This is a genomic window from Haloprofundus salilacus (assembly GCF_020150815.1).
Classification (GTDB): Archaea; Halobacteriota; Halobacteria; order Halobacteriales; family Haloferacaceae; genus Haloprofundus; species Haloprofundus salilacus.
On sequence record NZ_CP083723.1, the window covers coordinates 3,057,667 to 3,070,472 of the forward strand.

Consider the following 12,806-nt stretch of genomic DNA (forward strand, 5'->3'; position numbering starts at 1 on the left):
ACAAACAGACGCGCCAAGGTGGCAGAGTCCGGCCGAACGCAGCGGCCTGCAGAGCCGCCCATCGCCGGTTCAAATCCGGCCCTTGGCTTTTCCGTATTCCACAGTCGAGGACGACAGTCTGTCAGCGGCTCCGTAGTTTGGATTGCACCACGCACCTCGTAGCTGTCTGCTGTCGGCCGATTCGTCGATCCAGTACTCTCAGTGGGCGAAGCTTCGTATCCCGAACCGCGCAGTTCACTCACCGTCACCGAAATCGCAGAGCCGTAGGCTTCCGCGGCCTGTCTCGCAGTAAAGTGCCTGTATCGGGTTCCGCTCTCAGCTGTCGAGACGGGGGGCGCGACGCCCGTCGTCGAGATCGAGGCCGGCGGTGCCCGATTCGAGGTGTCCGGCGTCCGCGACGGGACCGCCGGCGTCTCCCTCGACTGAGTTCTCGGCGACAACTGTCCGGCGGCGACTGTCAGTCGACATGAGGGCGCTCGGATTTGACGTTCGACGCCCCGTCGGATTCCGCTCGACGGGTCTGCGAAAAGTAACCGTTATACCCCATCTCTCCTTTGCCAAAACTATGCAACGACGCGCCGCAGCTATCTCCGTCGCGTTCTTCCTGTTGGTCGGAGCGGCCTCGTACTCGCTCATCGCGACGGCCGAAGAACCGACGATACAGTTCGAGAACGCCGAATACGAACTCCAACAGGGTGACCAGTTCACCCAAGGAGGCCAGCAGTACACGGTCACGTCGCTCGACGCGCAGGTGGAGGGTGGCGACCACGGGTCCGCGGCGACGCTCTCGCGAAGCGGCGAACTCGCGTGGACCAACCAGTCCGCGCAGTACTCGCAGACGTGGGAGAACAACTCCTCGGTGACGGTCTCCAACGAGAGCTATCGAGTCATCATCCCCAACGAGTCGAACCCCAATACGTTCGCGCTTCAAGAGGAACTGAACCGGACGGCGCTGCTGCAGGCGAACCAGTCGGTCGACAACGAGATGGTCACGCGCGACGGTCAGCAGTACGTCGTCTACAACGACGGCAGCGGGAACCCGACGCTCATCCCCGCAGAGCAGTTCTTCCCCGACCCGAGCAGCACGCAGTACAACGAGGGTCAGCAGTTCGACTACGAGGGGAACCAGACGACCATCCAGAACGTCACCGCCAGCGAGGCGACGCTGACGTGGACCGCTCCTCGTAACAACACCGTCGAACTCGAAGACGAGTCGACCGTCACCGTCGGCAACGAGCAGTATCTGGCGTACTTCCCGAGCAACGAGACCGTCTACCTGACGCAGAACATGGATAGCTACAACGCCCAGCGCGAAGACATGGCCGCCTTCGACCGCCACATGAAGGGGCTCCAGGGCGTCACCATCCTCTGTGGTTCGCTCGTCGTCCTCCTCATCGGACTAGCGTACCTCCCCTCGCGGTACTGAACCGAACGAAGGCCTTCGTCTCTCCGCCTTTCCTCTCTCTTCCCTTTCTCTCTCCGCTCAAGCACCTCGCCAGCGATGGCTCAGCGGTCGCTCTGCTGTCGAACCGCGAGCACGGGTGTCGACCCCGTCCGGAGGACGCGCTCGGTCACGCTCCCGAGCAGATAGCGCCGGAAGCCGCTTCGTCCGTGCGTCCCCATCACCACCAAGTCGACGTCGTTGGCCGTCGCGTACTCGCCGATCTCCTCGTGCGGAACGCCGTGTACGACCGTCGATTCGCCGCGGACGCTCGCCTCGCGGGCGCGCTCGACGACCGCGTCGGCGTCGGCCCGCGCGCTCTCGTCGAGTCGCTCGACGAACGCACTGTCGATGCCGCCTGCGCTGAACAGGCCGCCCTCTTCGGCGAGGTTCACCACGGAGAGCGCGTGAATCTCCGCGTCGAACGCCCGAGCGACGGCCACCGCGTGCTCGGCCGCCGCCTCGGCGCAGTCGCTGCCGTCGGTCGGGACGAGAACTCGCTGGTAGGAACTCGGGGCGTCGTCGTCCTCGTGGACGGTCATCACCGGGCAGTCGGCAAGGCGGACGACGCGCTCGGCGACGCTCCCGAGCAGATAGCGCCGGAGTCCGCTGCGCCCGTGCGTTCCCATCACCACCAGGTCAACGCGTTGCTCGTCGGCGTACGAGAGAATCGCCTCGTGTGGCACGCCCGTCCGCAACGCGGTTTCGAGATTCGTCGCCGGCGACTCGATCTCTACCGACGATTCTGTCTCCACCGGGATTGACTCGACTCGCTCACCGACCGAGTCGAGTACTCCTTCGCCGTGTCTGCGGAGCACGTCCCGGTACTGTCGAGTCTCGTTCTCGTCGGGCGGTATCGACGTCTCATCCGGTTCGCTGTTGGCGACGTACAACGCGTGAACCGACGCGTCGGTTGCACGAGCCAGAAGCAGCGCATGGTCGAGCGCCCTCATCGCCGCTTCGCTCCCGTCGGTCGGAACCAGTATCGTGTCGTACACGGTCGGACACCGGGTAGAGGTATGACACCAATCGACATGAATTGTCGGCGACGGCACGTGGGCGGTGCAGTCGCCGAGGCAGACGTAGTTGGCGGTTGTCGCAGTCGGCGCGGTCGGCGGTTACCTTGAGTGACGCAGTCTGCACGGTCGGCGTCGTCGACGCGACAGGACGGCCGGATAGAAGTGGCTCGCCGCCCTACGAGCGGTCGTGTCCGACTACAACGACGACCGCGACGCTCGGCCATCCGCAGCCGACGTCGATGACACGCCGACGATTCACTGTACGCGCTGCGACCGCACGTGGGACCTCGCCTACGAGTTAGACGAGCTGAACGTCGGCAACCAGTCGTTCGAGCAGTTCGCCCTCGACCACAGGCGCCACACGGGTCACTTCCCCGACGACGTGACGCCGTGGATCGCGACGTGTCGACAGTGTCCCGACGGCGAGCAGTTCCTCTCCGAACGGCCCGCCCGCCGGTGGGCGGAGACGCACGCGAGACACACTGCCCATCCCGTCTCGCTCGAGTACAGCGACGAGCGGTCGGTCGTCGAGCCGGAGTGATCCGTTCGCGCGTCGCGGACGAGAGGAGCCCACGGCGGCGACCGCGGTCCCGATTCGCCGGTCGGCGAGTCCCCGGGCGGTAACACCGATGTCCGTGGCGGTTTATCTCCCCCGAGTCCCTCAGTACCGACTACAGTCGTGCTCTCGGACACCCCCGGCATCCACCACGTCTCGACTATCGTTCGCGACGCCCAGCGCAACGTCGACTTCTACGTCGGCGTCCTCGGTCTGCGCTTCGTCACGCGAACCGTCGACTTCGAGGACCGATTCGCCTATCACCTCTACTACGGCGACGAACGTGGGACGGAAGGGTCGGTGCTCACGTTCTTCCCGTTCCCCGAGGAGGTCGACGGCCGCGTCGGTCGCCCCCAGATCACCGCCGCGTCGCTCGCCATCCCCGACGACGCCGTCGACTACTGGACGACCCGCTTCGACGACCACGGCGTCGAGTACGGTATCGACGAACGGTTCGGCGAGACGGTCGTCTCCTTCACAGACCCGGACGGGACGCATCTCGAACTCGTCACCGCGCTGGGCCCGAGCGAGCCGTGGACCGGCGGTCCCGTCCCGGCCGAACACGGGATTCGCGGCGTCCGCGGCGTCTCGCTCCTCTCGGCGAGTCCGTTCGTCACGGCGAGTCTGCTCGACACGTTCGGCCTCGAACTCGTCGCTCAGGAGGAGGACGTGGTCCGCTACCGCGCCGACGGCCGCGGGTCTGTCGTCGACGTCCTCGATCGGGAGGCCGCGTTCGGCCGCGAGGGCGCCGGAACGATCCACCACGTCGCCTTCGGCGTCCCCGACGAGGCAGCGCTCCACGAGTGGCGCGACCTGCTCGCCGACCGTGACTGCCGCGTCTCGCGGGTGACCGACCGCCACTTCTTTCACTCGCTGTACGTCCGCGACGCCGGCGGCGTCCTCTTCGAGTTGGCGACGGAACCGATCGATCTGGTCGACAGCGACCACGAACCCGGACGACACCTCGCGCTGCCGCCGCAGTTCGAAGCGGACCGCGAGACGATCGCGTCGCAACTGCCGCCGCTCGAACTCCCCGAGAGCGTTCCGGAATGACTGACGACGCTTCCACCCGAATCGACCCCCACGCCGACGAACCGATTTCGACGGCCGGTGCGCCCCCCGCCGCAACGACGGCGGCGGTCGTGTTGCTGCACGGGCGGGGTAGTTCGCCCGACGCCGTCCTTCGGCTCGCCGACGAGTTCCACCACCGGGGCGTGCTCTACGTCGCGCCGAAGTCGAGCGGAAGCGTCTGGTACCCCGGCGGCGTCGACGCCCCGGTCGAGAGCCGACGCGCGTATCTCGACTCGGCGTTCGCCCGCGTCGACACCGCGCTCGATATCGCGGCCGAGACGGGCGTCTCTCCGAAGCGTTGCGTCCTGTTCGGTTTCTCACAGGGCGGCTGTCTCGCCGCCGAGTACGCCGCCCGGCAGCCGAAACGGTACGGCGGCCTCGCGGTGCTCGCCGGCGGACTCCTCGGGCCGACCGACGCGTTCGAGACGCTCGACAGATTCGACGCTGAGAAGGGGTCGCTCGACGGGACGCCGATATTTCTCGGTTGCGGCGACGACGACCCGCACGTCACGCCCGGGCGAATTGACGCGTCAGCAGATGTCTTTTGCCGACTCGGCGGCGACGTGACGACACGGCTGTACGAGGGCTTAGGACATTACATCAACGACGACCAGATGCACGCCGTCGACGAGATGGTCGCGAGCGTCGCAGGGCCTCCCTCCTAGCGCAGTCGGTCGCGGTGAATCGTGGTCAGTTACCGTCGTCGTCTCCGTTCTGGCTCATACTCGCACGAAAGTCGGTGCTCCTGATAACCGTCTCGCAAGCGGAAACGAACTCCTGTCAGCGACCGATACCGGTCATCTCCTCCCCTTCGCTCTATCCGGTGGAGGCGGCCACGAAGCCCATTCCCGAAATCACAGATTTTCTACTTAAATTTCGTCCAGAGAATCTTCATAGCTGTTCAGTCCCCAGTTCGAACTGTCGATACATATGAGCGACTACGAACTCGACCCACTCCCGTACGATTACGACGCGCTCGAACCGCACATCTCCGAGCAGGTGCTCACGTGGCACCACGACACCCACCACCAGGGTTACGTCAACGGTTGGAACTCGGCGGAAGAGACACTCGCAGAGAACCGCGAGTCCGGCGACTTCGGGTCGTCGGGCAGCGCGCTGCGCAACGTGACCCACAACGGCTGCGGGCACATCCTCCACGACCTGTTTTGGCAGAACATGTCGCCGGAGGGCGGCTCTGAGCCGTCGGGCGAGCTCGCTGAACGCATCGAGACCGACTTCGGCTCCTACGACGCGTGGAAGGGCGAGTTCGAGGCCGCCGCGAAGAACGCCTCGGGCTGGGCACTTTTGGTGTACGACTCGTTCTCGAACCAGCTGCGCAACGTCGTCGTCGACAAGCACGACCAGGGCGCACTCTGGGGGTCGCACCCCATCGTCGCGCTCGACGTGTGGGAGCACTCGTACTACTACGACTACGGACCGGCGCGCGGCGACTTCATCGACGCGTTCTTCGAGGTCGTCGACTGGGACGAACCCAGCGCACGCTACGAGCAGGCCCTCGAACTGTTCGAATAGACGGCTCGGCGGCTCGACAAGCCACATTCCGTTTTTCCCACCGCTGCGTCTCGCAGGCCTGTCGAGTCCCGATTTCCCGTTCGAAGCAACCTCACGGCCGTTCTCGCAGTCGTTCGGTCGACCCGTACCGCTGTGTTCTGACTCTCTGGTACGTGACTGGCGATGGGTACATTACCGACCCCCGAGTAACGTCGTCGATGGTCGAAGGTGCGCGAATCGCAGACCTCGAAGACGTTCCCGAGAGGGGATCGTACCTGTTCACCGTCGAAGACGCGTTCACCAACGAACGGGAGGTGATACTCGTCCCGTGCAAGACAGACCCCGGCGTCGAGGCGTGGATAAACAACTGCACGCACGAGAACCAGCGGCTCGATCGGGGGTCCGGCGCCGCCATGCGCGACGGCGAGCTAATCTGTCCGAAGCACGGTTCGATGTTTGACGCCTGTTCGGGAGCGTGCGACAACGGCGAGGCCGCGGGAACGTCGCTGCCCGGAGTCGACATCGCCGTCGAGGACGGCGGGGTGTTTCTCACCGACGACAACTACACCTACCTGCGCGGCGGCGGCGTCGAGGACGACGACGGCCCCGATTCGACGTCTCACATCGGATTCTGAGCGAGCGAATTGGGTCGGACCGAACGAGCGATGATCGGCCAACTCCGGCAACCGTCTGTCCACTCTCTCCTCGGCGTCGCTCCGTCTGACCAGCTGGTAACGATCTCCGCGGGTTCGTTCGACGTTTCACCGATGAGCGAGACGGATGACGAAACGACTCGACGATGCAGGTCTGTCCCCCACAGACGTCGCACTGGTCGTTCGTTTCGGTGAGATTTGAACTCAGGGAGTGATCTCTAACGGTTCGCGCAACCGCCAGACATCGGTCTCGGGGTCGAGTCGATGTGGCTCAGTTCCTTGTTCGGTGAGAATGCCGCCGTGGTACAACATCGACTTTAACTGGAACCAATCTGGCTAACTCTCACAAAAGGTTCCAGTAGCGGTGCTACACCCTCTTGTGATTCTGCTTCAAGAAGTGAAAGAACGGACCCGACGGGATTTGAACCCGCGACATCTTGGTCCGGAACCAAGCACTCTGTCCACTGAGCTACGGGCCCTCTATCCAAGCTACACGATAACTGGCTATAACCGTTGTCAATGACCCACGACTTCAGTCGTGGGCTTGTCAGTGGACTCACCTTCTACCTCCGTAACGGAGTAGGCGTAGAAATCGCCGTTTAGGTTCAGCGTCCCTGACGCTAGCGCACACTGACAGGGTGCGCCTCCACTCGAAGACTTCTGCCCCGAGTGGAGTCTCTTGAGAAGTTTGCGAGCGATGTTCTTGCTCGCGTTATAGTCCGCGTTCAGTTCGTACTCGCACTTCTGGCACACGAACTGATGCTTCGACCGCCTGTTGTTCTCATGGGTAAACCCGCACGCAGAACACCGCTGACTCGTATATTCTGGACTTACCTGCTTGACCTCGATGCCAAACATCGCGGCTTTGTATTCGACGTACCGGGACAGGCGTCGGAACGCCCACGCATGGAATCGCTTTGCACTAGCCATCCGATTGCGAATATCGGTCAAGTTCTCGAACACGACGTGGGTACAGTCGTGGGCACGCGCTTCTTCGAGAATCTGATTGGAGGCGCGGTGCAACTCATCCTGTATCCAACGGTGTTCACGGTCTTGCATCGACTGAATCGACAGGTGTGCCGACCGTGTACCTGTCTGTTGCATTGACCCACGAGTCTTCTCGAACTCACGACGCCGATGGTTCATCTCGTCCGCGTTCCCGATGAATGCACCAGTCGAAGTCACGGCAAGCGATCCGTCCACGTTCAGGTCAACGCCAAGGACTGTTCTGTGCTTGGCATCGGAAAAAGAAGTCGTGGGTGATTCTTGCTCGTCACTTTCGATTCGGCGCATTCGTGCGTGGAGGTAGAACGACTCAGTGGCGCGGTCGTACTGTAACGTGGACATACGGAATTCGTAGCCTTCGTTCAGCAGGTACTCGCCAATCGGTGTTCCCTCTGGATTGTCGGGAATCACGTAGTCGCACTCGACGCGACCGTTCACGGTTGAGAGCGAAACGTGGTCGCGATGGAACGTCGCAGAGCGTTTGTCGTAAACGACGCTCCATGCCGAGAAGTGTGGTTGACTCGTGTTATCGGTTTTCTTGAGACGAGCGACACCGCTTTTTGTGGCCTCAATAGCGCGTCGAATCCCTTTCTGCACGAGGTTTGCGGTCAACTCCGTCTCTGAACGTAATCGCTCGTAGAGGGCTTTCTCGGCTTTCTGTTTCGAGGTGACGCAGTAGTCGTTCGGGTGTCTCCATGCCCACTCTGCGGTTGTGTTCGCACAGTGGAGAAACTGGTCTTTGGTCTGATGGAGATCGTCGCACCGCTCGTCAGGAACGTCAAGTTTGACCTTGACAGTGCGAATTACCTCCATCGTTAGTTCACATATTACACGAATTATTTATAAAGATTGATATTGACGTAGGGGAACTCGGCTCGCTATCGCCCGTGGGATTTGTAGATAATAGTCGGATTCCTCCAACGGCTAAAACCGTGGGCTTCCTCCTTGTATCCGTATGACCGTACACTTCGGTCGGCGACGCCGCATCCGCGCTCAACGTATTGACGACAGAATAGACCGCTTCCACGTCCCTCGCATGAACCACACGGCGGCTATCGCGCCCAGAACCTGTCCAACGCCCAGCCCGTCTCCTCAAACCTGGTGACGAACGAGGGATGGAGACGGCGAAAATATAGAGAACTGACGAAGACGAGAGAGACGAAGAAAGTACGAAAGAGACGTGAACTGCCGAGTCGCCGAGTTACGGCGCGCTGCCGGTCTCGATGGTGAAGTCCGCGCGCGGGTAGGCGACGCAGGTGAGCGTGTAGCCCTCGTCAAGTTCGCCGTCGTCGAGCATCTGCTGGTTGTCGTGGACGACGTAGTCCTCAGAGTTGCCGCCGGAGGTGATCTGCCCCGCGCAGGAGACGCACTGCCCCTGTCGGCAGGCGTACGGGAGGTCCCAGCCTTCCTCTTCGCCGGATTCGAGGACGGTCTGGTTGTTCGGAATCTCGACGGTCTCGCCCTCCTTGACGAACTCCACCTCGAAGTACTCGACTTCGTCCTCGGGGATGTCGGCGGGGCTGGAGCTCTCCTCTTCGGCCTCGCCCTCTTCGAGTTCGCCTTCCTCGCCCGCGGCCGCGCCGCCGACGGCGACGGCGCCGCCGCCGCCGATAGAACGGTTCATCGGTTCGGGGAAGTCGGTCTCGGGGACCGTCGACGCGCGCTGATCGAGCACTTCCTGAGAGATGTCGGCGGTGGACGTCCACCCCGTCCCCTTCGAGAAGTGCATCGCGACGGCCAGCGCCGTCAGCGCCGCGCCCAGTCCAACCGCCACTGGGTCGATAAGAGCCATATCGGCGGCTACGGAGCGCTGGTTTACAACAGTTGTGATTCCTCCGACGGCTTACCGGCCGTCGCGCCGCCCGACTACTCCAGCGGAATTCGTTTGAACTCCTCTTCGCCCCGTGCTCGTATTCGATCGATTCGATCTCGGGCGGTCACGCGCGTCTCGCCGAACGTCGCCCCGACGAGCGCGCCGATGGCCCCGCCGGTGCTCGCGGCTTCCTTGCTGAACAGTCCGCCGAGACCCGCACCGATGGCTGCGCCGATGGCCGCGTACCGAGCGCGGCTCAGCATCCGTCGAAGGTGGATAGATGCGCTGTCCATACTCCCCCTACGTCACCGAGTCAAATAACACTGTTCTCGGTTCGTCGAGGCTCCCTCTGAGTTACGGAACCGTCGTCGTCGAGACGGACGGCCGCTGTCGCCGGCAACTGCCCGCGGTTCGACGGACGTCGGAAAGTCGTCCGAGGAGTTCGTCGGTGACGACCGGCGCAGTGCCGACGAGACTCGCACTGACCGCCAGTCCGAAACAGCTGAGCACTCCGCGCAGTGTCGCCGCCATCACGTAGAGCCCGACGACGGCTGCCAGAAGCGTCACGATAGCGGGTACCGCACCGTACCCGACCAGCGGGAGTCCTCTACGGAACTGTACTTCGAAACCGCGGAAAACCGAGGTCATCGTTCGCTCCTCTGTACTCCTACACGCCGAGGAGATAGCCTCGCACCGTCCGTGCGTTCCGAGAGGCCGGTCGTTCCTTCCGAGAAGACGATACTACTCGCGAGCGACTTCGTGCCGCCCGAACCCGTATCGGAGTCGGTTCGCCAGTCGCCGCGAGAACCGTCCCTCGTTTCGGCTGTCGAAGCGCTCGGCGAGCGCTTGATAGATGAGCGGCACCGGCACCTCCTGTTCGAGCGACTCCTGCACCGTCCACGTGCCGGTCGATCCGCCGGCGACGTGGTCGGCAACGTCGCCGAGGTTCGACCCTTCCTCCGTGAACGCCTCTTCACAGAGTTCGAGCAGCCACGATCGGATGACAGCACCGTTGTTCCACGTTCGCGAGACGGCTTCGAGGTCGAGGTCGTAACGACCGTCCGCCAGCAGTTCGAAGCCCTCGCCGTACGCCTGCATCAGTGCGTACTCGACGCCGTTGTGGACCATTTTCACGTAGTGACCCGACCCCGACGGTCCCATCCGGTCGTGACCGTCGGGTCCGGTGGCGACGGCGTCGAAGACGGGCGTCAGTTCGTCGTACGCCCACTGCGGGCCGCCGACCATGAGCGAAAAGCCGAGTTTGGCGCCCGCGGGGCCGCCGCTGGTACCGCAGTCGAGGTACGCCGCCCGGCAGGCTTTCGCGCGCTCAACGGAGCGCTCGAAGTGGGAGTTGCCGCCGTCGACGACCACGTCGTCGTCGTCGAGGTACGGGTCGAGGTCCGCGAGCGTCGCGTCGACGGCGTCGCCGGCCGGGACCATCAGCCAGATGCGCTTCTCGTCGCCGAGTTTCTCGACGAGGTCCTCGACGCTCGTCGCGGGTTCCGCGCCCGCGTCGGCGGCGGTCTCGACCGCTCGCTCGTTGAGGTCGAACGCGACCACGTCGTGGCCCGCGTCGACGACTCGTTCGACGACTATCTGCCCCATCCGTCCGAGTCCGATGACGCCTATTCGCATGCTCGGTGGTTCTCGGGAGGGGGGTAAGGGATTGTGGTTCGTCAGTCGCTCGTTCGCGAGACTGCTCGCGCTGCGAGCGCCGCTGGACTTACCCTCCCTGCGGCCGTACTCCTCTCGGCATGACGCTCACAAACATCCTCGACACGGCCGTCGCGACCGCCGCGCCGACGACCCCCGTCGGCGACGTGACTGCCGCGATGCGCGAGGAGTCGCTCGAACTCGTCGCCGTCCTCGACGAGCAGCGACCGCTCGGTCTCCTGACGCCCGCCGACATCGGCCGCGCGTACGTCGCCGGCGAGGACCTTGACGGCAGAACCGCGAGCGAGGTGCTGTCGGGCGACCTGGTCACCGTCCGCGAGTCCGAGGACCTCTCGGCGTTGGTCGCCCACCTCGCGGACGCGAACGCCCGTCGCGCCGCCGTCGTCGACGACGCGGGCGACTTCGTCGGCGTCGTCCGGTTGGAGGACGCGCTCGTCCAGTACGGCGAGGACCTGACGCGCATTCTCTCGATGTTCGACGGGTGACGGAGGCGGCAGCCGCGGGAGAACGGTTCCCCCGAGCGGGCCGTCACCGACGCACGACCAACACGCTCAGGTCGTCAAACGAACTCTCCCCCGAGTTGTCGTCGTTGTCGACGGGGGCGGCCAACGCTCCGAGCGTCGTCCGTGTTTGGGACTCGGTCGGAAAGCTCAGCCGCTCGGAGACGAGCGCCTCGCGTTCGGCGTTCGCGCCGGAGTCGAGCAGGTGTGCCGCGACGCGCTCGGGCATCGAGTCGGACGGTCGCGGGATGACGAGCAGGTGCCGTCTCCCGACGTCCACCGCGAGCCGTTCGAGTTCGTCGGCGAGTGCCCCGCGCTTGTGCAGCGAGACGACCGTCGACTGCTCCAGCGGCGTCCGCGCCCGGCTGGCGGCGAGTTGCACCGCCGAGACGCCCGGAACCACCCGTACCGGCCGGTCGACGGCGCGTTCGACGCGGCCGAGAAACTGGTAGCCCGAGACGTTCGGGTCGCCCCACAGCACCGCGACGCCGTGTTCTCCTTCGACCACTCGCTCACCGAACTCGTCCAACCGAGTCGTCTGGTCGCCGTACGAACAGCGAACGAACGCGGCGTCGGTCCGGTCGCGGACGAGGTCCAGCACTGTCTCGAAGCCGACGACGACATCGGCGTCCGCCAGCAGTTCGACGGCGCGCTCGGTGAGATACCGTGGGTCGCCGTCGTCGAGTGGATGGACCCGCTTCGGATCGCCGGCAACTGGGTCCCCGAGGTCGTCGCCGCCGCGGGCGGCGAGTACGGTCTCGCCGATCCGGGACAGTCGAGCGTCGCCGTCGAGTGGGCCGACATCATCGACCACGCGCCGAAGGTGCTCGTCGTCGCGCCGTGTAGCTCCGACCCCGAGGAGACGCGGGCGCGCCTCGGCGAACTCTCCTCGCGACCAGGCTGGGAGTCGCTCCCGGCGGTCGAGCGCGGGAACGTCCACGTCTTCGACGGGACCGTGTTGAACCGGTGGACGCCGCGACTCGTCGAATCGGTCGAGGAACTCGGAGCAGTCTGTCGGAGCGTCGCGTCGGACTGAGGGCGGTTCAGTCACGGCCGCGGCGCGGAACCGGAGTCTCTTACCACCCGCCGCCCTCCGGAAGCGCATGGAATTCACCGGTATCGACCACTTCGTGCTCACGGTCGAAGATATCGAGGAGACGTGCGCGTTCTATTCGGCGCTGGGTGCTGAAATCGTTACCTACGGCGAGGGGCGGACGGCGCTGCAGTTCGGCGAGCAGAAGATCAACCTCCATCCCGCCGGCGACGAGTTCGAGCCGAAAGCTGTCAGCCCGACGCCCGGCGCGGGGGACTTCTGTGTCCTCACGGCGCTGTCCATCGACGCCGTCGAGGAGCGCCTCCGCGACGCCGGCGTGGCCGTCGTCGAAGGTCCGGTCGCGCGAACCGGCACGACGGGACCAATCACCTCGGTGTACGTTCGTGACCCCGACGGGAATCTCGTCGAACTCGCCGCCAGCGCCGCCCAGACGGGCGAGTAGACGCGTCCGTCGCTTCCCCGTCCGAACCCATTCGCGAATCCATCCGTTTTTCCCGCCCGCCCGCCA

At 64.4% G+C, this 12,806-nt stretch carries 16 protein-coding genes and 2 tRNA genes; 9 read left to right on the forward strand and 9 right to left on the reverse strand.

The genetic code is table 11. The annotated features are described in order from the left end of the window. Positions 1–12 precede the first annotated feature (12 nt). Positions 13–88, forward strand: a tRNA-Cys gene (locus LAQ58_RS15765). Between the two features lie 227 nt (positions 89–315). On the opposite strand, the gene LAQ58_RS15770 is transcribed toward LAQ58_RS15765, so the two are convergent. Next, positions 316–468 carry a hypothetical protein gene (locus LAQ58_RS15770; RefSeq protein ID WP_224448388.1) on the reverse strand — a complete coding sequence of 51 codons (153 nt, stop codon included), beginning with the start codon at positions 466–468 and terminating at the stop codon, positions 316–318. Positions 469–565: 97 nt separating this feature from the next. Between LAQ58_RS15770 and LAQ58_RS15775 the strand changes: the two genes are divergently transcribed. Beyond that, positions 566–1,426 carry a hypothetical protein gene (locus LAQ58_RS15775; RefSeq protein WP_224448389.1) on the forward strand — a complete coding sequence of 287 codons (861 nt, stop codon included), beginning with the start codon at positions 566–568 and terminating at the stop codon, positions 1,424–1,426. 80 nt (positions 1,427–1,506) lie between these two features. On the opposite strand, the gene LAQ58_RS15780 is transcribed toward LAQ58_RS15775, so the two are convergent. Next, a complete protein-coding gene (locus LAQ58_RS15780) occupies positions 1,507–2,439 on the reverse strand; it encodes a universal stress protein (RefSeq protein WP_224448390.1) in 933 nt (310 codons plus the stop codon). A gap of 208 nt (positions 2,440–2,647) precedes the next feature. Between LAQ58_RS15780 and LAQ58_RS15785 the strand changes: the two genes are divergently transcribed. The 5 genes from LAQ58_RS15785 (at position 2,648) to LAQ58_RS15805 (ending at position 6,234) form a co-directional block, all read left to right on the forward strand. After that, a complete protein-coding gene (locus tag LAQ58_RS15785) occupies positions 2,648–3,001 on the forward strand; it encodes a DUF8062 family protein (RefSeq protein WP_224448391.1) in 354 nt (117 codons plus the stop codon). Positions 3,002–3,139: 138 nt separating this feature from the next. Then, on the forward strand, positions 3,140–4,069 hold the full coding sequence (locus LAQ58_RS15790) for a VOC family protein (protein ID WP_224448392.1): 930 nt from the start codon (positions 3,140–3,142) through the stop codon (positions 4,067–4,069). Continuing rightward, complete coding sequence (locus LAQ58_RS15795; RefSeq protein WP_224448393.1) at positions 4,066–4,752, forward strand: alpha/beta hydrolase; 687 nt, start codon at positions 4,066–4,068, stop codon at positions 4,750–4,752. The genes LAQ58_RS15790 and LAQ58_RS15795 overlap by 4 nt, the downstream gene beginning before the upstream one ends. Before the next feature lie 265 nt (positions 4,753–5,017). Continuing rightward, on the forward strand, positions 5,018–5,620 hold the full coding sequence (sod, locus tag LAQ58_RS15800) for a superoxide dismutase (protein WP_224448394.1): 603 nt from the start codon (positions 5,018–5,020) through the stop codon (positions 5,618–5,620). A gap of 197 nt (positions 5,621–5,817) precedes the next feature. Beyond that, the gene (locus tag LAQ58_RS15805; RefSeq protein ID WP_224448395.1) at positions 5,818–6,234 is read left to right on the forward strand and encodes a Rieske (2Fe-2S) protein; all 417 of its coding nucleotides are present in this window, start codon (positions 5,818–5,820) and stop codon (positions 6,232–6,234) included. Between the two features lie 424 nt (positions 6,235–6,658). Here the strand turns inward: LAQ58_RS15805 and LAQ58_RS15810 are convergent. From LAQ58_RS15810 to gnd, 6 genes are all read right to left on the reverse strand, one after another. Then, positions 6,659–6,731, reverse strand: a tRNA-Arg gene (locus LAQ58_RS15810). 37 nt (positions 6,732–6,768) lie between these two features. Continuing rightward, entirely contained in the window at positions 6,769–8,070 is a 1,302-nt protein-coding gene (locus tag LAQ58_RS15815) for an RNA-guided endonuclease InsQ/TnpB family protein (protein ID WP_224448396.1), read from the reverse strand. 388 nt (positions 8,071–8,458) lie between these two features. Next, positions 8,459–9,049: a 2Fe-2S iron-sulfur cluster-binding protein gene (locus tag LAQ58_RS15820; RefSeq protein WP_224448397.1), complete on the reverse strand. Its 591-nt coding sequence runs from the start codon at positions 9,047–9,049 to the stop codon at positions 8,459–8,461. A gap of 74 nt (positions 9,050–9,123) precedes the next feature. Then, positions 9,124–9,363, reverse strand: a complete 240-nt coding sequence (locus tag LAQ58_RS15825) for a YMGG-like glycine zipper-containing protein (protein WP_224448398.1) — start codon at positions 9,361–9,363, stop codon at positions 9,124–9,126. A gap of 61 nt (positions 9,364–9,424) precedes the next feature. Continuing rightward, entirely contained in the window at positions 9,425–9,718 is a 294-nt protein-coding gene (locus tag LAQ58_RS15830; RefSeq protein ID WP_224448399.1) for a hypothetical protein, read from the reverse strand. Positions 9,719–9,811: 93 nt separating this feature from the next. After that, complete coding sequence (gene gnd, locus LAQ58_RS15835) at positions 9,812–10,750, reverse strand: phosphogluconate dehydrogenase (NAD(+)-dependent, decarboxylating) (protein ID WP_343217951.1); 939 nt, start codon at positions 10,748–10,750, stop codon at positions 9,812–9,814. A gap of 74 nt (positions 10,751–10,824) precedes the next feature. Here gnd and LAQ58_RS15840 point away from each other — a divergent pair, with 74 nt between their 5' ends. After that, positions 10,825–11,229, forward strand: a complete 405-nt coding sequence (locus LAQ58_RS15840; RefSeq protein ID WP_224448401.1) for a CBS domain-containing protein — start codon at positions 10,825–10,827, stop codon at positions 11,227–11,229. A 43-nt stretch (positions 11,230–11,272) separates the two neighbouring features. Here LAQ58_RS15840 and cbiE read toward each other — a convergent pair whose 3' ends face one another. Next, positions 11,273–12,349 carry a precorrin-6y C5,15-methyltransferase (decarboxylating) subunit CbiE gene (gene cbiE / locus LAQ58_RS15845; protein ID WP_224448402.1) on the reverse strand — a complete coding sequence of 359 codons (1,077 nt, stop codon included), beginning with the start codon at positions 12,347–12,349 and terminating at the stop codon, positions 11,273–11,275. Between cbiE and LAQ58_RS15850 the strand changes: the two genes are divergently transcribed. Beyond that, the gene (locus tag LAQ58_RS15850) at positions 12,348–12,740 is read left to right on the forward strand and encodes a VOC family protein (RefSeq protein ID WP_224448403.1); all 393 of its coding nucleotides are present in this window, start codon (positions 12,348–12,350) and stop codon (positions 12,738–12,740) included. The two genes, cbiE and LAQ58_RS15850, sit on opposite strands and share 2 nt — an antisense overlap. The last annotated feature ends 66 nt before the right edge of the window (positions 12,741–12,806 follow it).